General features: G+C 41.5%; 16 protein-coding genes and 2 pseudogenes. 7 read left to right on the forward strand and 11 right to left on the reverse strand.

All coding sequences use genetic code 11. The features are described from left to right. Nucleotides 1-3: 3 nt before the first annotated feature. The 4 genes from I6L24_RS07885 to I6L24_RS07900 form a co-directional block, all read right to left on the reverse strand. Nucleotides 4-858: an SPFH domain-containing protein gene (locus I6L24_RS07885; protein ID WP_004279377.1), complete on the reverse strand. Its 855-nt coding sequence runs from the start codon at nucleotides 856-858 to the stop codon at nucleotides 4-6. A gap of 12 nt (nucleotides 859-870) precedes the next feature. Beyond that, nucleotides 871-1,344: an NfeD family protein gene (locus I6L24_RS07890; RefSeq protein WP_216985886.1), complete on the reverse strand. Its 474-nt coding sequence runs from the start codon at nucleotides 1,342-1,344 to the stop codon at nucleotides 871-873. A gap of 102 nt (nucleotides 1,345-1,446) precedes the next feature. Then, nucleotides 1,447-2,364, reverse strand: a complete 918-nt coding sequence (locus I6L24_RS07895; RefSeq protein WP_216985887.1) for a patatin-like phospholipase family protein — start codon at nucleotides 2,362-2,364, stop codon at nucleotides 1,447-1,449. Between the two features lie 63 nt (nucleotides 2,365-2,427). Beyond that, nucleotides 2,428-3,057 (reverse strand): 1-acyl-sn-glycerol-3-phosphate acyltransferase, encoded by a 630-nt coding sequence (locus I6L24_RS07900; RefSeq protein ID WP_216985888.1) that lies wholly within the window; start codon nucleotides 3,055-3,057, stop codon nucleotides 2,428-2,430. Between the two features lie 137 nt (nucleotides 3,058-3,194). Here I6L24_RS07900 and I6L24_RS07905 point away from each other — a divergent pair, with 137 nt between their 5' ends. The 3 genes from I6L24_RS07905 to I6L24_RS07915 all read left to right on the forward strand — a co-directional run bounded on the left by I6L24_RS07905 (nucleotide 3,195) and on the right by I6L24_RS07915 (nucleotide 6,552). Beyond that, nucleotides 3,195-4,433, forward strand: coding sequence for an MFS transporter (locus I6L24_RS07905; RefSeq protein WP_216985889.1), 1,239 nt, complete (start codon nucleotides 3,195-3,197; stop codon nucleotides 4,431-4,433). A gap of 136 nt (nucleotides 4,434-4,569) precedes the next feature. Continuing rightward, complete coding sequence (locus I6L24_RS07910; protein WP_004730350.1) at nucleotides 4,570-5,703, forward strand: porin; 1,134 nt, start codon at nucleotides 4,570-4,572, stop codon at nucleotides 5,701-5,703. A 147-nt stretch (nucleotides 5,704-5,850) separates the two neighbouring features. Continuing rightward, nucleotides 5,851-6,552 (forward strand): HAD family hydrolase, encoded by a 702-nt coding sequence (locus I6L24_RS07915; RefSeq protein ID WP_004730347.1) that lies wholly within the window; start codon nucleotides 5,851-5,853, stop codon nucleotides 6,550-6,552. Here I6L24_RS07915 and I6L24_RS07920 read toward each other — a convergent pair. Then, complete coding sequence (locus tag I6L24_RS07920; protein WP_004730345.1) at nucleotides 6,549-7,226, reverse strand: DUF421 domain-containing protein; 678 nt, start codon at nucleotides 7,224-7,226, stop codon at nucleotides 6,549-6,551. The genes I6L24_RS07915 and I6L24_RS07920 overlap by 4 nt on opposite strands. A 483-nt stretch (nucleotides 7,227-7,709) precedes the next feature. On the opposite strand from I6L24_RS07920, the gene I6L24_RS07925 reads away from it, so the two are divergent. Both I6L24_RS07925 and I6L24_RS07930 read left to right on the forward strand, forming a co-directional pair. Then, nucleotides 7,710-8,396, forward strand: a complete 687-nt coding sequence (locus I6L24_RS07925; RefSeq protein ID WP_216986623.1) for a carbonic anhydrase — start codon at nucleotides 7,710-7,712, stop codon at nucleotides 8,394-8,396. A gap of 143 nt (nucleotides 8,397-8,539) precedes the next feature. After that, the gene (locus I6L24_RS07930) at nucleotides 8,540-9,583 is read left to right on the forward strand and encodes a coiled-coil domain-containing protein (protein WP_004730341.1); all 1,044 of its coding nucleotides are present in this window, start codon (nucleotides 8,540-8,542) and stop codon (nucleotides 9,581-9,583) included. A gap of 205 nt (nucleotides 9,584-9,788) precedes the next feature. Here I6L24_RS07930 and I6L24_RS07935 read toward each other — a convergent pair whose 3' ends face one another. The 5 genes and pseudogenes from I6L24_RS07935 to I6L24_RS07955 form a co-directional block, all read right to left on the reverse strand. Continuing rightward, a complete protein-coding gene (locus I6L24_RS07935) occupies nucleotides 9,789-10,460 on the reverse strand; it encodes a hypothetical protein (protein ID WP_004730339.1) in 672 nt (223 codons plus the stop codon). 3 nt (nucleotides 10,461-10,463) lie between these two features. Further along, nucleotides 10,464-11,306 (reverse strand): annotated as a pseudogene (locus I6L24_RS07940) (AAA family ATPase); the annotation flags it as partial. Nucleotides 11,307-11,312: 6 nt separating this feature from the next. Next, nucleotides 11,313-12,338, reverse strand: a complete 1,026-nt coding sequence (locus tag I6L24_RS07945; protein ID WP_005100823.1) for an IS30-like element ISAba125 family transposase — start codon at nucleotides 12,336-12,338, stop codon at nucleotides 11,313-11,315. A gap of 55 nt (nucleotides 12,339-12,393) precedes the next feature. Beyond that, nucleotides 12,394-12,993: pseudogene (locus I6L24_RS07950) on the reverse strand (AAA family ATPase); the annotation flags it as partial. 64 nt (nucleotides 12,994-13,057) lie between these two features. Then, nucleotides 13,058-15,952: a valine--tRNA ligase gene (locus tag I6L24_RS07955; RefSeq protein ID WP_216985890.1), complete on the reverse strand. Its 2,895-nt coding sequence runs from the start codon at nucleotides 15,950-15,952 to the stop codon at nucleotides 13,058-13,060. A 175-nt stretch (nucleotides 15,953-16,127) separates the two neighbouring features. On the opposite strand from I6L24_RS07955, the gene I6L24_RS07960 reads away from it, so the two are divergent. After that, nucleotides 16,128-16,799: a hypothetical protein gene (locus I6L24_RS07960; RefSeq protein WP_004730329.1), complete on the forward strand. Its 672-nt coding sequence runs from the start codon at nucleotides 16,128-16,130 to the stop codon at nucleotides 16,797-16,799. A 20-nt stretch (nucleotides 16,800-16,819) separates the two neighbouring features. Then, nucleotides 16,820-17,626 carry an SDR family oxidoreductase gene (locus I6L24_RS07965; protein ID WP_004730327.1) on the forward strand — a complete coding sequence of 269 codons (807 nt, stop codon included), beginning with the start codon at nucleotides 16,820-16,822 and terminating at the stop codon, nucleotides 17,624-17,626. A gap of 18 nt (nucleotides 17,627-17,644) precedes the next feature. On the opposite strand, the gene I6L24_RS07970 is transcribed toward I6L24_RS07965, so the two are convergent. Next, a complete protein-coding gene (locus tag I6L24_RS07970; protein ID WP_228733308.1) occupies nucleotides 17,645-18,757 on the reverse strand; it encodes a GGDEF domain-containing protein in 1,113 nt (370 codons plus the stop codon). Nucleotides 18,758-19,030 lie beyond the last annotated feature (273 nt).

Here is a 19,030-nt window from a genome sequence, read left to right on the forward strand (position 1 = left end):
AAATTAGTTAGGGCGACCCATAACACCGCGGATCGTATTTAACACATCGGCTGGAAGGACCACGGTCTTGGCATTTGGCGATTTGGCCATATCCTGCATGGCTTTAATATACTGTTCACCCAGTAAATAGGCGACCGGAATTTCATTATCACCAATGGCGGAAGTCACCATGTCAATTGCACGTTGTGAAGACTCAGCCAGTACCACTTGTGCTTCGGCATCACGACGTGAGGCTTCCAGACGGCCATCAGCTTCCAGAATGGCGGCCTGTTTTTCACCGTCAGCTTTGGTGACGGTTGCACGACGCTGACGTTCAGCAGCGGCCTGTTCTTCCATCGCAGTCTGCATGGTAATTGATGGCTTAATATCCTGAATTTCCACAGTCTTTAGGGTAATTCCCCAGTCCGAGATATCATCGGAAATACTGGATTTCAAGCGTGCCTTGATATGGTCACGTGAAGACAGGGCATCATCCAGATCCATTTCACCGACAATCGAACGCAGTGAAGTCTGTACCAGGTTCTGAATCGCCCAGGAATAGTTTTCAATCCCGTACACTGCTTTTTCTGGCGTAGTCAGGTTGATATAGGCCACGGCATTCATCAGCAAAACCGCGTTATCACGGGTAATCACTTCCTGTGAGGGAATATCCAGAACGATATCTTTAGTTGTGACTTTATAGGCGACTTCATCGACATAAGGAATGACAAAATTCAGGCCCGGATTTAGGGTGGTATGGTATTTACCCAGACGCTGTACGATCCATTTGTAGCCTTGCGGCACAATCCGCACACCTTTAAAAATGGTAATCGCAACAAAGGCCAGAAACGCGATAACAATGATAGAACCACCAGACATAGCTTATTCACCTTATTGATTTTGATAATTCGTGCTGTGAGGTTGTACGACCAGGTCATTACCCAGAATATCCACGACGCGAACGCGGTCTCCGACCTGAACTGAGTCCAGAGTTCGGCATTCCCATTCATCCGAACCTAAAACTGGCATCGGAAAGCGCACCCGGATTTGCCCATGATCCAGATTAGTCTGAATCACCATGCCCACCTGACCAATGGTCGCTTCACGCGATAGACCGGCTTTGGTCTTATCAATGGAAAGTGGCTTGATAAACTTAAACCAGAGCAGCGTACACAGAACAGAAAGTACGATCCAGGTCAGGAGCTGGGTCGTCAGTCCCATCATCGGGAACATCCAGTACAGGACGCCAACCATGATGGCACCGATCCCGAACCACAGGGCAGCAAATGCGGGCAGTAGTAATTCCGATAGAATCAGAAGGATGCCTAATACAAACCAGTGCCAAGGTTCAAGAACTAATTCCATATCGTGACCTATATCGCTAAGTATTTAATTAATCATCATCTTTATATGATTGATCTTCAATGTAGCAGATGCGGCCGCAGATGAATATAAAAAATTCATGCATCAAAATTTTGCCGGACGTGGCGGTTTAAATGCCGCGGGAGACTGCTTGAAGTTGCTAATGGCTTTTTCAATAGTACGGATTTTCAGCTGAGCGGCCTTTTCACCTTCAAGAATGGTGGCATTGCTGGCTTTCAAGTCCAAAGTACCGATATGCCCAACTTTGGGCTGAATCACCACAGTGGCCTGACTCAACTCTTCATTAATACTTTGCTGTCCCATAATGTTCAGGGTCTGATCCAGTACACCCCACATATTCAAGGCTTTATTACCATCCGGACGGGCAGAAATATCCACGGCAATCACAATATCTGCTCCCATATCTTTGGCGGTCTTGACCGGAATCGGACTGACCAGACCGCCATCGACATATTTGGTGCCGCCAATCACTGCAGGTACAAACACATTTGGGATACTGCAGGACGCTCGGACCGCCTGTCCGGCATTGCCTTTAATAAAATCTGCCTTGCGTCCAGTGTCCAGACGGGTCGCTACCGCAGCAAAACGTATCGGGAATTGCTCAATCGGTTTGTTCGCTACATTCTTGTTGACGAAATCCTGCAGTTTTTGTCCGGCAATAATCCCTTGTCGATTTAAAGTTAGGTCACGGATATCCGACTCTTTAAAATTCAGGGCAATCTGCTGTAACTGATAAGGCGATTTGCCACTGGCATACAGGCTACCGACAAAACTGCCGGCACTGGTACCGGTGACGATTTTCGGTTTGATGCCGTGTGATTCGAGCACTTTAATGACGCCAATATGGGCAAAACCTTTGGCACCGCCGCCACCGAGGGCAATGGCGACGACAGGTTCACGGGCTTTTAATGGCGTGGCAGGCGTAGGTGTTTTAGTGGCTTTGTCACAGGCTGCAAGACTGAAACCAAGGCAGCCAATTAAGGCATAACGGGCTAATTTCATTATAAAAACTGGTGATTAAATCAACAAAATTCAGGCTATCACATCAAAAAAAGCCGTATTTGCCTAGTCTTTTTTCAAAAGCTTTTGTAACGGCTTGGCCACCCAGTCCGGATTTTTGGCCGAGAATTTACCTTGATAATGCTGATAAATCTGTTCCAGATCGTATTCATAATCACCGGTCAGATGGTAGACGCCCAGGATATGAATGGTCTTGATATCATAATCAAAGGAAAACATCACAATCGGCAAATGGGCCGCCTTGGCAATATGATAAAAACCGCTTCGAATTTTTTCTGGTGCCTTACGTGAACCTTCCGGTGCCATACCGACCCAGATCTGCTGCGATTTTTCAATGATGTCTACAATCTGTCGGGTATGTCCTTGTGGGCTATCTCGGACGACAGGAACCACACCAATCCATTCCAGAACCGGTTTTAGCGGTGTACGAAACAGACTGTCTTTACCGAAAATCGTAATCTGAATACCGAGACCAAGCAGGGCGTTAAAACCCAGCCATGCATCAATATTGGAAGTGTGCGGGGAAATAATCGCGACTGCTTTAGGTAGGTCTGGAAATTCGCCTTCTAGACGCCAGCCCTGTGCCAAAAAAAGCTGCCTGAAAAAAGTCCGGCTCAGCTTGCTGCCGCGGGCTGGTACATGCGGCGGGAGTTGGGGGAAACGTATTTGGGCCATTGCTTTTGTCCCTTCCTGAAACTAATTTTTCTTTATTTTTTATTATATTAGACTGTTGTAAAATCCGGATCATTGGCAAAATGTATAGCATCTTAAATGCTGGTGATGCATTTTCACCTTAAGGACTTGGCCTGCATATGCGGAATATCTATATCTTACTGTTTTCGCTGTATTGGGCACAGGGGCTTCCGGTCGGGTTTATGACGCATGCCTTGCCAGTCATTCTGCGAGCTGAAGGGGTATCGCTGGCGCATATCGGGGGCTTTGGTCTGTTAATGCTGCCTTGGTCGATTAAAATATTCTGGGCACCTTTAGTTGATCGGCATGGATCGAGCGCCAAAGGTCATTACCGTAGCTGGATTATTCCCTTGCAATGGCTGTCAGTTGCTGTATTGATTGGGCTCTCATTTCTACCGATTCAGGCCTTGAATCAGCCGCTGTATTTAGCACTGTTTTTTATCACGCTTTTGCTGATGAATGGTATTGGGGCCACGCAGGATATTGCCACCGATGCATTAGCGGTGAACATTCTGGATCATGAGCAACAGCATTGGGGCAATACCTTTCAGGTCATCGGTTCACGACTGGGATTCATTGTCGGAGGCGGGGCCATATTATGGCTGCTGGATCTGCTGCAATGGCAAAGTACCTTTCTGTTGCTGGCGGCTCTGGTCTTTCTTAATACTTTACCCATTTTATTTTTTAGAGAATCTCAGCATTCAAAAATTATCACGCCAGCTGATAAAGGACCTGCACTCAGCAATATAAAAACCTATTTTCAATACTTCTGGTCAGATTTAAGCTTGGCGAGGTGGCTTCTGGTTTTACTGAGCTTTAAAATCGCCGATGGTTTATCCGGGCCTTTATTAAAACCTTTAATGGTGGATCTCAGGCTGAGCTTTAGCCAGATTGGCCTTTATGTCACCATGCTGGGAGCCTTGGCTGCCTTGATTGGAGCAGGACTGGCGGGCTGGTGTCTGAAGTACTGGTCTCGCAGCTCGAGTTTGATCGTTTTCTCAATTCTAAAAATATTAAGCTTAATGGCCTATGCCTGGCTGGCTGCGCAGTACGAAGCTCAAAACAAAGTACAAAACTGGATGATATATCTGATCAATGCGGCCGAAGACATGATTTCTACCATGCTCTTGGTGGTCATGTTGACCTTGGTCATGCAATACAGTCGCAAGCATCTGGCAGGGACAGATTTCACCTTCCAGGTGGCGCTGATGGCCACGGTGAGTGGGGGACTTTATAGCCTGAGTGGCATTTTGGGAGATACTTTAGGCTATCAAAATTATCTGAATCTGATCGTGATCGTAGCAATTATGTGTTTAATTCCAATTTTCCGATGGATGAAAGTTGCAAAAAAAGTATAAAATTTCTAAATAATCAACTATTTGGTTAAATGTTAGCCTAAAGTACTAAATAGAATATATAAATATTAATTTAATAATTTTGTAATATAAGCGCCGTGTGTATTATTTGTTACAAAATAAATTAAGGATATTTTTGATGAAAACTAAGTTAGCAACAGCAATTGCATTCAGCCTTTTGGCAGGGACAACTTTTGCAGCACCAACTTTCTATGGTGAGATTGATGCGTCAGTAGATTACTTACCTGAAGATAATGCCAATGGTAATCGTGATGTTGTGGAAGTAAACAGCAACAATTCATTTCTTGGTTTAAAAGGCGATGAAAAACTGACTGACCGTTTAAGCGCACTTTATCAAGCTGAATTCACTTTCTATACAGATGATGGTGAAAATGTATCTGCGACGGATGATGACGCATTTGTTCCAAGAAATATTTTTGTAGGTATTAAAGATGCAAAACTTGGTACATTAAAAGTGGGTAAAATTGATACTCCTGTAAAACAGCTATCTTCAGTAGTAGATACTTTTAACAACTATATTGATAATAAAGCAGATATGGCAGGTATTTTTACCGGTGAAAATCGTGTTGATAATGTAGTTGTTTATGAGTCACCAGCGTTCGCAGTTGCAGGTGGTAAGTTAAATGCTAATTTATTGCTAGCAACAGGTGAAGCAGATGGTATTGATAAGTCAAAAGGTGGTGTGAAAGTTGCGGGCCGTGGTTTAGGCGATGCTTTCTCTACTTCTCTTATTTATGATAATAAAAAAGTAGTGGCCGGTCTTGGTTATGATAAAGCGATTCCATCTAACTTCGCAGGTCGTGGCTTCGTAAATGCTTCTACTCCAGAAGTAACAGGTGGAGTAGCAGGTAGTGCGTTTGCTGCTGCAAATACGATTCGTGCGATTGGTCGTGTAAATTTGGATAGTGGTTTAGCACTTAAAGCATTATACCAAACATCAGAAGTTGAAGATGTTGCAGGTAATGACGCTGCAGCAGCATTTATTGATGATCAACAAGCTTGGTTAATTGGAGCTGAATACAATCTGTCAACAGCAAAAGCATGGACAGTAAAAGGTCAATATAGTCAAAGTACAACCGAATTTACTACTGCCAAAGCTGATTATGAAGCTCAACAAATTCTAGTTGGTGCAGACTATGCATTCAGCAAGCAGGTGAAAGCATATGGTTATGCGGGCTACCTAATGTTAGAACAAGGTTCAAATGAAACGGATCAGCCAGTTGTAGGTACAGGTGTTGAATACAAATTCTAATTTAGATTTTGTACTCTAAGAAAAGGCGATGCTTTGGCATCGCTTTTTTTATGCTTAAAACAACAAAACTTAGCAATTTTATGTCTGATCTAACAAGTTTCGGACTGTTAACATGATTGAAAGTTTCAGCACTTCGTTTTAAAAATTATGCCTATTCAAGCTGTTTTATTTGACCTCGACAATACCTTGACCCATCGTGATCTGACGACACAAGCCTATAGCCGTTATCTGGCAGAATATTATGCGCCAGCATTGAAACAGGTCGAGTCTGACAAAATTATCGAGATTGTAAGACGCATCGATAATGGCGGTTATCCTAAAAAGGAATTGCTGACGCATGGCAGTATCGGAGCTTCGGCTGCCTATGCATTGTTACAGGAACTAAGCTGGTTAAATCCTCCCAGCATAGATGAACTAGCCCAATTCTGGTTTAGCCAGTTTGGCCGTTGCGCCGTAGAAATGCCGGCAGCAGAGCAAGTATTAACGCAGCTGAAAGATGAGGGTTATCAGCTTGCGGTTGTTTCCAATGGCGGACATGACACCCGTTTAAATACGATTCGGGGCCTAGGCATTGAAAATTATTTTGATGAGATCATCAGTTCGGGGTTGGTGGGTTTTAACAAACCACAGCCGGAAATATTCCAGATCACTGCAGAGCGTCTAGGCGTGCAGCCTGCACAGTGCCTGTATATTGGCGACCATCCCATTAATGATGTACAAGGAGCTACAGAGGCCGGAATGCATGCATTATGGATGCAAGGCTTTCATGCCGATGCCGAACATATCCGATATAAAATTCAGCAACTGCCGGAAATTTTTGCCCATTTGCAGTTATTAAATCGTGCTTAAGTAATTCTTAAACAGTCAATCGTTTCGGCCCATTGCGAAGAATCACAGCGCGGACATTGCTGGTCGGCATGTGAAAGGGTTTGTACCTGTCCACAGTAAATGCAAGCATATAATTGCCCGGCCTTGACCTGTTGGACTATAGAGCAGGTTTTAGGGAAAAGTGGCAGCCCAGGCCGAACCTCATCCGATTTGAAGAACAGGATACTGAACTTACCGTCAGTTTCCAGTAAACCGGTGCGTACCTGACCCAGATGCTCTACGCCTTGCTGGCGCATTTCGGCAAAGAATTCATCATGTGACATCTTACCTTTTTTAATTTCTTCAACGACCAGCACGCCATCTTCTACGATATAAATCGGTTTACCTTCCAGTAGGTCTTCAAACCACTGATATTTCATCATGAGCCAGGTGGTCAGGCGGTACATGATAATAATCACCGACATCACCAGAACTGCCTGAATCAGGGGAATATCTTCAGTAAACATCGGGTCGCCGGCAATCGAACCCAAGCTCAAAATGATAGCGACTTCGAAGATGGAAAGCTGACGTACCCCGCGTTTTCCGGTCAGGCGCAGAAACAGGATAATCATCGTGTACATCAGGGCACAACGCAGCAAAATTTCTGCGGTAAACTCCCAGGTGGTGTCATTTATAAATATGGTCGCCCAGTCCATTTAAATTCTTTATCCTCATTTTTCTCTTTGGCTCGAGTCTAGCAATATCAGTATTTTATTTGCTGCTGTGTTTATGTAAGTTTATGAATAAAGGTAGATTCTATTTAAAAAAGAAGCTTGAACTTAAAAATCTAGCTATTTGATCTATTGAAAATAAGATAGAGATTTCATGTAAATAATGCATAAAAAATCAGCAGATTAAATTTGAAGAAGATCACATTCTTTTTTGGCTGTTTTTAAATCTATAAAAGTATTATCCATTTGAAATTTATCAATATAAATTCAGAATAACTTATTTTGAATACCTGGGAGTATTTAGAAATTTGTAAGCAAATCACTTCATCTTTATAAAAATCTGTAGTTTGTGGCCTGAAAAATAGAGTGATTACACTACTTTAATAAACTGTTTTTAAATTAGAAATTGTGATTTTGACTTCCAACAAGGGATGTATTGTGAAAAGAATATTCACGCTTTTAACGGTTATGGGTTTAAGTACAGCGGTCTGGGCAGATGCGGATTGGGATTATACTCAGCCTGAGCAATGGTCGACTTTGAGCCAGAAATATTCGGCCTGTAATGGTCTGAACCAGTCACCGATCAATATTGAGCGAACAGTGAAAGCAGAACTGGAACCGCTCAAGTTCAGCTATAACACCATGATTCATGCGATCGAAAATAAAGGTCATACCGTTCAGGTGGATTTTGCGCAAGGTGGTGAATTGCAGCTGGATGGCGATACCTTTGTACTGAAGCAGTTTCATTTGCATAGTCCGAGTGAAAACCTGATTAAAGGCAAAAGCTATCCACTGGAAATCCATTTTGTCCATGCCAATGCCAAAGGTGAGCTGGCTGTCGTGGGGATGATGTTCGAGCAGGGTGCAGAAAGCCAGATGCTCAAACGCATGTGGAACCGTTTGCCAAAAAAGAAGGTTGAGAAAGTGGTTTTGAAAACGCCACAAAATGTGAATCAGATGTTGCCTAAGAATCTGGATTATTATCGCTTTAGCGGCTCGCTGACCACACCACCGTGTTCGGAAGGGGTACGCTGGCTGATCCTGAAAGATATTCAACAGGCTTCTGCCAAGCAGATTTCGGAATTTGCCAAACTGATGGGCCATCCAAATAACCGACCGGTGCAGTCCCTGAATGGTCGTGTAGTGCTGGAATAATCAATATGAGAGCGAAAAAGCAGACTTTGGTCTGCTTTTTTTAATTCTGATACAAATTTTGAAAGGGCACACTGAAAAGGACTTTGTGACGAAAGCTGAAAGATTTAATATGGATATTATTTCTTCTTTGACCTTCTCCTGCCATGCTCTTTGACTTAAAAACCATGATTCAGCCATTCACAGCGCTTTCGCCACAGCAGAAGAAGCTGGATCATCTGATTGATAAAATCGAGCAACAGAAACAGGAATTACACCAATGGCAACAGGCTGAAGAAGATCTGCAGCAATATACCCATAAAACCTTCATGCCAGTTTACCATGAATTGCATGGCGTACTGTTCAAGCAGCTGGAACAGCTCTGGAAGCACCTGCAGGAAACCACATTTTCCAAGGCAGAACTGGTGGTGCTGGATGAAAAGATTCAATACCTTGCAAATTATCTAAAAGACTCTCAGGCAATGTCGGTGCAACAAGCCCATAAAGTGAATGAAATCTTCGCTTACTATCAGCAACGTGCCGAACATGCCCAATTCAGAAAAAGTCAAAAGAAAGTAAATGAACTCGAAACATTCTTTAAGAGTGAGAATCCCTCAGATCTTGCAGATGCAGAAGTATTTGAAGAATGGGAATCAGATCATTTTCAGCAGGCACGTGAGCAAGCCAGATTAAAACGCCAGCAGGAAAAACAGGAGCAGGCAGCAGCGATGGCAGAGCAGTCATTGAAAACCGTATATTTAAAAATTGCTGCCATCATTCACCCTGACCGTGAAGTGAATGATGTCAAAAAAATCAAGAAAACTGAATTATTGCAACGTGCCAATGAGGCTTATGCGGAGCAGGACCTGTTTACGTTACTGAGAATGCAACTACAGATTGAGCAAGATCAGGAATTTTCACAAAAAGGTTTAAGCGCAGAGCAACTCAAGTTTTATCAACTGGCTTTGGAGGCACAGGGCCAGAAATTAAAAGAACAGATCGATGCCTTGATCAATAGACTGGTCTGGTCATCGAAAACCAGAATTGCAGTGAAAAAAGCGAAAGGGAAAGTTCAAATTGCTGACCTGTATAAGCAGATTGATGAAGATACTGCCACTATAAAACAGCAGATTAAAGTAGAAAAAGAACGCCTGATGTATATCAAGAAGGTGAGAGGGTTAGAGATGTTTTTAAGACATGGGATGCTTTAACTTAATTAGAATTACCTCTCCCTTGCGCACTCAGAATATATTCTGAGGATACTCATCACTTGCGCTTCGTTTTAAAGCAGTGCTTTAAAAATTGCTCAGGAGAGGGAACTCTATTATTAAATTTATGCAAATACAAAATCAAATACTATTACTCCCTCTCCCTTTGGGATGAGAAGCACTGCTTCGCAAGGGGGGTGAGGGGAAACTAAAAAACATTACCTACAACTCTTGATAAATCAGCATCCCGTGTAATTGCCCATTTCCAAAAAGCAGAGAAAGGGAAATCAGGGCTGCACATTACCTTTAGTTCATTCACAAGTTTGTGTTTGGTTATCTGTGTCAAAGGTCGTTTTGGGTATAATAAGTTAAATCTTATATTTAATAACTGCGTTTGATATTTTTGTATATCCCTAATTAATGAGTGCCTACTAATTTTTCTTAGTGATGTATTAGTTTCATTAAAACATCTATCAAGAAGTTGAATAGTACTTTCAATTTCTAAAGAGGTTGGTAAGTTACCTAACTCTACTATCACTTTATGATTTTCATTATTAATTGCAGGGCAATGCAATTCAATTGCTTGTGATACATCAATAGATTGGCAACAATCTAAAATATTTATATGTGTATCGCCTTTAATACTATTACATCTTACACAGGCATAAAAAAGATTATGCCAGTCAAATTTTTTGGTACTGTCACCTAGATGTGGGTCACGATGTTCGATATTTACATCAGGAAATCCCTGTCTCTCGCATAGATAACATTTTGCAAAGAATATATCTTGAAGTTCTTCAACTACATCAGATGCACGATAATCCTTTGTAGAGGTGCTTAAACTTTTAGGGAAAGTAGGTGGTCTTATAACTGAAAACATGAATTAATGACCCTCATGTTTCAATTTCGCAAGCTTATTTTTTGCGACCATATACTGAAGTTGCAACTCAACGGATAGTTTTGCAAAGTCTTTATTAAATTCATCTAATAAGCCTTGAATTGTATTCAGGTCTTGAATTGAGTCTTCTGAGTTTATGAACTGTAAAAGTTGATCAGATAGCTGTTTTAGATTTTCATTATCATCTTTAACATGGAAAAGTTCTTTAATAATTGATTCATGTGAATAAAGACTCAAATCTTCCTCAAAGAATTCACCACTGGAAATATCATAAATTACCGTGTCATTATCAGTGGATGTAATCACAAAAGGCGAATGGGTGCTCACAATAAATTGGACTTTGGGAAATGCTTTTATCAAAAAAGGCAAAACTTTCTTTTGCAGAGAGATGTGAAGATGAACGTCTATTTCATCAATTATCGCTATACCAGAAAGATCTATTGGCTTAATATTTTTTAGCTGTGCTTCCATTAAAAGAGAAGCATATATTTTAAATATAGCTTTAAAGCCAGAAGATAGAGAGTCAAAAGTAAAAAAAGATTGCTTTTGACTGTCTACAAGTAAAACCTGATCACTCTGATGGTTGAATGAGATTCTAATATCAGGATTTTCTAATATGAATTTCAGATCTTTTTCTACTTTTTTAAACCAATGAAGTAGTTTTGAAGCTTCCCGTTTAAGTTCCTGTAACTTCGGTTGCTGTTCGGAAAATTGGATGAGCTGCGATTTTTTCGAAATTAAATATGCTTCTAATGCCTCTTCAATATTATCCCGATTTTTATTTAAACGATAATCTTCATAGTCTTTGAAGACTTTCATAATTAGTCGGCGAATTCAAACATGAGGTGCGACAGTTTGAAAAGTCTTATGATAATCAACAAGCTGAGCAAATTTCTCTAATGGTGTAAGCCAATCTAACGCTTTTCTAGGACGAGTATTCAGTGACATGGCAACTTGATTTAAATAATGCTGATCTGCCTGATTTAAATCAATCCCTTTAGGTAAATATTGCCTAATTAAACCATTCATATTTTCGCATGTGCCTTTTTGCCAGGGTGAATGTGGGTCACAGAAATATACATCTATGCCTAAATCTTCTTCAAGTATTTTATGTTCTGCCATCTCGCGTCCACGGTCATAGGTCAACGTTTTACGCAGTTCTGCAGGTAAATATTTCAGAGCTTCAGTTAAAGCCTTGCGCACTGATTCTGCCTTTGCATCAGGTAATGTTGCCAAGATACAGAGCCGTGTATTTCGTTCAATAAGTGTTGCTATCGAACTTTTATTGTCTTTACCTTTAATTAAATCAGCTTCCCAATGACCCGGTATTTTTCTTTCTTGAACTTCGGCTGGGCGCTCATGAATAGTTTTAATATCCTGTAATATAGAATCTTTTTTAGGTTCACCGTTAGCTTTTCGCTTTTTATTTTCATGACGCAGACAGGATAATAAGTCTTTTTTCAACTCACCCTTTGGTAATGCTCGTATCGTTGAATAAATCGTTGTATGGCTTACATTCATTGTTTGATCCAAATCAGGAAATGTCTTTAAACGCTTTGCTATTTGCTGAGGAGACCATAAACAACGGATCGCTTCAACAATAAATTTCCAGAGGATTGAATCGATTTTGAGTTTTCTGTGACCACGTCTACGTCTAGCGAAGGTGTTATCAGAAGCATATTGAGCTTGATAAACGTCATTGATGCTATTTCTTTTAAGCTCACGATAGATCGTACTAGGATGTCTTTTAATGAGTTCAGCAAATTTTCTGGCTGAAAAGCCTTCTTTTCTTGACTCAAGCATTAATGCAGTACGATCTTCAAAGTTAAGATGATGGTATGACAATTTTATATACTCCATAAACCCTTTAAATTAATTAGGTGGTTTATGTCGCACTTCAAGTTTTACTCTGCCGTCTATCATTTTTTACTCTAGATGCATCAAAAACAAAGACTTGATCTTTACTAAAATTATTAGGTGAAATTTTAAATAGTTCAGATACCTTATAGTACTGATCAATTGAGATTGTAAGACGGTTTATAAACTCTATGACATATTCAGGATTATTATAATAATAGTATTCTTCACTTATCTTATTTGGGTTGATTTCCTCTCTATGTGATTTTTTTAAATCTTCATTTGTATTAATTATATAACTCTTAGCATTCTTTCTGAATACCTCAACTTTTTGTAAAAGAATCTTGTAAAGTTGAGATAAATTTTTTCGAAATTCATGTTCATTGAAATTATGATTTTTTAAATCATAATAAATCTTGATTTCATTATTCTTTAAGTCTAGTGACTTAGGAAAGTTGTCTATACCATATTTAATATCTTTAAGTAGATTTTCACGCTCTAAATCTTGATATTCAGAATATCGATTATTTATTAGATTATCTTCTAATTGTCTTAGAAAACGAGTCTTTCCAGATCCATTTTTACCTGTAATTATTAAATTTCTTTCTTTTAACTCAATTTTTTTACTCTGATAATATAAGAAACTGATTTTGTTCATAATAAAAATAAAGGGCTGAATAATCAGCCCTTTATACTACAAATTAGATCAAACTAACAACACATTAAAGCGCCGCAATCTGCTCCATATTCGCTTTAATCTTCGCTAATTGATCAGCAAACTCAGCAAGTTTTACTTTCTCGCCTTCAACTACAGCCGCAGGTGCTTTCGCCACAAAACCTTCATTACCAAGTTTAGTGGCAATTTGATCATGTTGCTTTTGAGCCTTGTCCAAGTCTTTTTGTAGACGACCCAATTCCGCTTTAGGGTCAATTAAGCCCTTCATTGGAACGTATACAGATACGTGACCAACGACAGAAGACGATGACAATGGTGGTTGTTCGCCATCAGCAAGGAAGGTGATGCTTTCAACTTTTGCCAATGCTTTAAATAATGCTTCAATACGAGTGATCTGCGCTTTTTCAGCTTCAGTCGTGTTTTGAAGAAGAACAGGCAATAAACGTGCATTACCTAGACCCATCTCACCACGGATGTTACGAACCGCACCAATCAAACCTTGAAGCCATTGCATATCTGCTTCAGCCTGGTCATTCATCAATGACTCATCCGCAGTCGGGTACTGCGCAAGCATGATGGTTTCGCCAGCGATGCCAAGTTTAGGTGCAAGCGTTTGCCAAATTTCTTCAGTCAAGTAAGGCATTAACGGATGAGCAAGACGTAAAGATGCTTCCATCACCGCAAGCAATACACGGCGAACTTCAGCTTTACGCTCTTCAGATACGTTTTCATCATTCAGAACAGGCTTAGTCAGTTCGACATACCAGTCACAGTATTCATTCCAGATGAATTCGTAAATCGCTTGCGCAGCCAGGTCTAAACGATAGGTTGCAAATGCAGTTTGTACCGCAGCAGTCGCTTTTTGTAGACGGCTGACGATCCACTGTTCAGGCAATTCCCAAAGATCAGGACGAGCCGTTTGACCAACCGTTTGACCTTCGACATTCATCATCACGAAACGCGTTGCGTTCCAGATTTTGTTGGCAAAGTTACGGTAACCTTCAACACGTTTCATATCGAACTTAATGTCACGACCGGTGTTTGCAAGCGCGCAGAATGTGAAACGAACTGCATCCGTACCGTAAGATTGAATACCTTCAGGGAATTCTTTACGCGTTGATTTTTCAATCTTCGCTGCCTGTTTCGGGTTCATCAAACCCGTGGTACGTTTTTGTACCAGTGTTTCAAGCTCCACACCGTCAATCAAGTCTAATGGGTCAAGCACGTTACCTTTAGATTTAGACATCTTCTGACCTTCGCCATCACGTACCAAACCGTGAACGTACACAGTTTTAAATGGCACTTGTGGCGTACCATCTTCATTCTTCATGAAGTGCATGGTCAGCATGATCATGCGGGCAACCCAGAAGAAGATGATGTCAAAACCAGTGACAAGCACATCAGTCGGGTGGAAGGTATTTAAGAAGTAGTTGGCTTTGTCTTTCGCTTCGTCGCCAGTCCAACCTAAGGTTGAGAATGTCCAAAGACCTGAAGAGAACCATGTATCCAATACGTCTTCGTCTTGGTTTAATTGAACATCGGCAGGGATGTTGTTTTTCGCCCGAACTTCAGCTTCATCACGGCCAACATATACATTGCCTTCCGCATCGTACCAAGCAGGGATACGGTGACCCCACCACAATTGACGCGAGATACACCAGTCTTGAATGTTGTTCATCCACGCCATGTACATGTTGTTGTACTGTTCAGGCACAAACTTAATGCGACCATCCTGCACCGCTTCAATCGCAGGTTTCGCAAGTGGCGCAATTTTTACATACCATTGGTCAGTCAGTAATGGCTCAACGATCACGCCTGAACGGTCACCGCGAGGTGGTTTTAATGTATAAGGTTGAATCTGGTCTAACCAGCCTTCAGCTTCAGCCTGTTCAACGATCTTCTTACGTGCCTCAAAACGTTCTAAACCAATGTAATCTGCAGGCGCAGGAATGGTTTTAGAAATCTGTTCGCCCGCTTTTGCGATGTATTCAAATTCAGCAAGAACTTCAGCATTTTTGTTGAAGATGTTGATGATTGGCAATTCGCAACGTTTACCCACTTCATAGTCATTGAAGTCGTGTGCAGGGGTGATTTTTACACAGCCTGTACCAAATTCTTTGTCTACATATTCGTCTTTAACGATTGGAACTGCACGACCAGTGATTGGCAGGATGATGTTTTTACCCACTAAGTCCGCATAGCGTTCATCATCGAGCGCAACAGCAACCGCGGTATCACCTAACAATGTTTCAGGACGTGTTGTAGCTACTACGATGTGATCTTTACCATCATGCGTGCGCAATGATTTGTCTTCAAAGAAGTATTTGAAGTGCCAGAGTGAACCTGCTTCTTCTTTATCAGACTCAACTTCCAGGTCAGAAAGGGCAGTTTGCAGTTTTGGATCCCAGTTCACCAGACGTTTGCCGCGGTAGATCAGGCCTTCTTCGTGAAGTTTTACAAACACTTCTTTTACTGCGTTTGATAAACCATCATCCATCGTGAAGCGTTCACGTGACCAGTCTACAGATGAGCCTAGACGACGAATTTGACGGGTAATGTTGCCGCCAGATTGTTCTTTCCATTCCCATACTTTTTCGATGAACTTTTCACGACCCAAGTCGTGACGGCTAACCCCTTGTGCACCCAACTGACGCTCTACAACCATTTGTGTTGCAATACCTGCGTGGTCAGTACCCGGTTGCCAAAGCGTATTTTTACCAGACATACGGTTAAAACGGGTTAAGGCATCCATGATGGCATTGTTAAAACCATGACCCATGTGCAGGCTACCCGTGACGTTTGGTGGCGGAATCATGATACAGAAAGATTCGCCTTTTTCAGACGGCTTAAAGTAGCCACGCTCTTCCCAAGTTTGGTACCATTTTTTCTCGATCTCGGTCGGATCGTAGGTTGTCGCGATATTTTGCGCTGAGTCAGTCATAGTCTAAACAGATCAAAAGTGAATGAAAAATTGGATCTATTGTAGCAAAAAAAATAGTGCATGCGGCAGCTTAACCAAATGCAAACTTTAGCCAATTGGCATGTATAGCAACTCATCGTATGATAGATTGATAAAAAAACGCGACTCATCGCAGCATATCAAAAAGGATAATAAGATGAGCTATAACATTTCCCTGAAGCTTCAACCCGAAACCCATCAGCGCTTTAAAGACCTTCATTCCAGATTAAATGCCGGCGAGCGAGACAGTCTTGCCAGACCCTTAGGTGAAAATCTGGCCGATATGGCCTGTGAAATTATTGACCAGATTTTTGGTCAGGTGGTGCAGTTGGCCAATTCACCGGACAGCGAGTCCGAAAAAGTGATTCAGCAGATTATGCATAACACCCGTAAATATATGCCGTGGTCGGTTTCATTGTTTGGCAATGAGCGGCTGATGCCTATGGTGAACTATTTGCATCGCATGACCTATGAGCATCAAGGCGATGCCTTCGTCCGATATCCGGTGGAAAAATTACTGGTGATGGAGTTGCTCGGTTGTATTGATCAGATGAAAAATGGTAATCATCAATATGTATCACCCGCTTTAAAAGCCTTTACCCAGGTGGTCGATCAAGGGGTGACGCATTTAATCCGTGAACCGAAAAAAATATTGAAATTTAATGTGCTGGTAGATAAAACCTTGAATGGGGTGATTCATTTAACCACCCAGTTAGGCTATAAACGTTTTGACAAGCTCGGTAGCATCTATGATGCCGATACGATGAGTTATTATTTTGAGCATTTGCTGGCATTTCTGGAAGATGAAATGCAGCACCATATTCATTAAAACAAGGGAAAGAGGATTTCATGGCGAAAGTTGAAGACTTAAATGGAAAAGTGGTCTGGATTACCGGCGCATCTTCAGGGATTGGCAAGGCGATTGCCCAGCAATGTGCTGAACTCGGAGCCCAGGTGGTACTGACTGCACGCCGGCATGCAGAACTGGAAAATGTTCGCCAAAGTCTCACCAATGCAGATCAGCATATTTCAGTCATTGCCGATATCACAGATGAAAGTCAGGTTCGTCATGCTTATGAACAGGTTTTGCAACAAAAAGGCCGGATCGACTGGCTGATTAATAATGCTGGGCTGAGTCAACGTGCTTTGATTCAGGACACCACCATGCAGACTGAACGTGCCATTATGGAAGTCGATTACTTCTCTCAGGTGTTTCTCACCAAAATGGTATTATCGACCTTTCTGGCACAAAAATCTGGTCGTATCGTGTTTATTTCCAGTGTGGCAGGTTTGCTCGGCACCCAGTATCGCGCTTCCTATTCCGCAGCCAAAGCAGCGATTCATATGTGGGCCAACAGCTTGCGTGCTGAAGTCGCAGATCAGGGTGTGCATGTCTCGGTGATTTTCCCGGGCTTTGTTCAAACCAATGTCTCGCTTAATGCTTTAAATGGGGAAGGCAAACCGCAAGCCAAGCAAGATGAAGCGATTGAAAATGGTCTGTCGGCAGAAGATTTTGCCCGTCAAAGCGTACAAGCCTTGCAGTGTGGCGAAGAATATATCGTGATTGGTGGCAAGAAAGAAAAACTTGGCGTGCTGGTTTCACGTATTTCACCCAAGGTGCTATACAAAATGATTCGCAAAACCAAGGTCAAATAATTTAAAGCCTGATCAAATTCAGGCAATTTTCTCTTGAGCGAATTGAACCTGATTACGGCCCATCTGTTTGGCCTGATACATGGCATGATTAGGCGCTAAAGTGGCTTCTTTAATCTGATTAGGATGATTGAAGAAGCTGACTCCGATACTGATGGTTAAATAAATATGCTGCTGTTCATGATGTAATGGGGTTTCTTTAAGCTGCAACCGGATCCGTTCAGCAATTTTAAAGGCGGCATCTTTTTGAATGTCATGCAAGACGAGCAGAAACTCTTCACCACCAATACGTGACACTTGGTCTTTGTCCCGAATATTGGCTTTAAATATCTGACTGATATGTTGTAAAACCAGATCACCGACCTGATGTCCATAACGATCATTAACTGCTTTGAAATGATCTAAATCTGCCATCAAAACTGCATGCTGTAAGGCAGGATTAGGATCTATTTTTTGAATATAAGCTTCAAAGCCACGGCGGTTTAATAATCCGGTCAGCGGGTCGTGATGGCGCTCCCGTTGCAACTTTCGCACCAGATCCAAAATTGCACAGCCAATGAATAAACCTAAAAAGATCAGATCAATCAGGAGCAGCTGTGTAAATGCCCATGCGGGTTCGTAATGGGCGACAAACCCCTGATCCTCAAGCAAAACAGAGAACAGCAAAGCACGTCCCATGATGATGAACGTGGTCGCGAAGGTAAAAATTTTCAGGTAACTGTCGATACGTAAGCGTGTGCTCGTTCGAATAAAGGCAAGCGGGCGGTGCAAATAAATTGCCGCAGTAATGCTACCAATAATCAGCAAACGGGCAGTCTGGTCAGCAGTCACGTGGGTAAAGTAGTAAATGCCAAACGCACCCAAGGCAATCAGGTAAATATAGTTCGGCCATTCATAGTCGATTTTTAAACGCTCATAAATGGCTTTGCTGTGAAAGGTACAGGACAAAAAATAAAGAGCAGCAATGAAACTGGATATTTCCACCAAAACTGATGCCGATAAAACGGTATTGAGTAATATCGTCACGCCAATCAGAATCAGTGCATAAGCATAAGATCTTAAATAATTAGGTAAGCCTTTATAATCGGAAATACTCAGCGTGATGATCCCCAGGCTCGACATGATGCTGGGCACGAGTAGACTGTAAAAATTCAAATCCGGGATCAGCATGTTAGATTATAATGTGAGCAGGTGTGTGAATAATATCATTTATTGCGATGAAAAATATAAATAAAATTGACAATCAAACTGATCGAAATGGCCTATAGAACTGCTTGATATTTTATAAAAATCAAAAAAATAATATCAAAATGCCTCTCACACCTGATGATCATTGAGCTGAAAAGACATTCGTTTTAGTCCAAATCGATGGACGTATTTATAAAATGCTACCAATTTGGACTTGTA

Origin of the sequence: Acinetobacter lwoffii (assembly GCF_019048525.1) — a bacterium.
Classification (GTDB): domain Bacteria; phylum Pseudomonadota; class Gammaproteobacteria; order Pseudomonadales; family Moraxellaceae; genus Acinetobacter; species Acinetobacter lwoffii_K.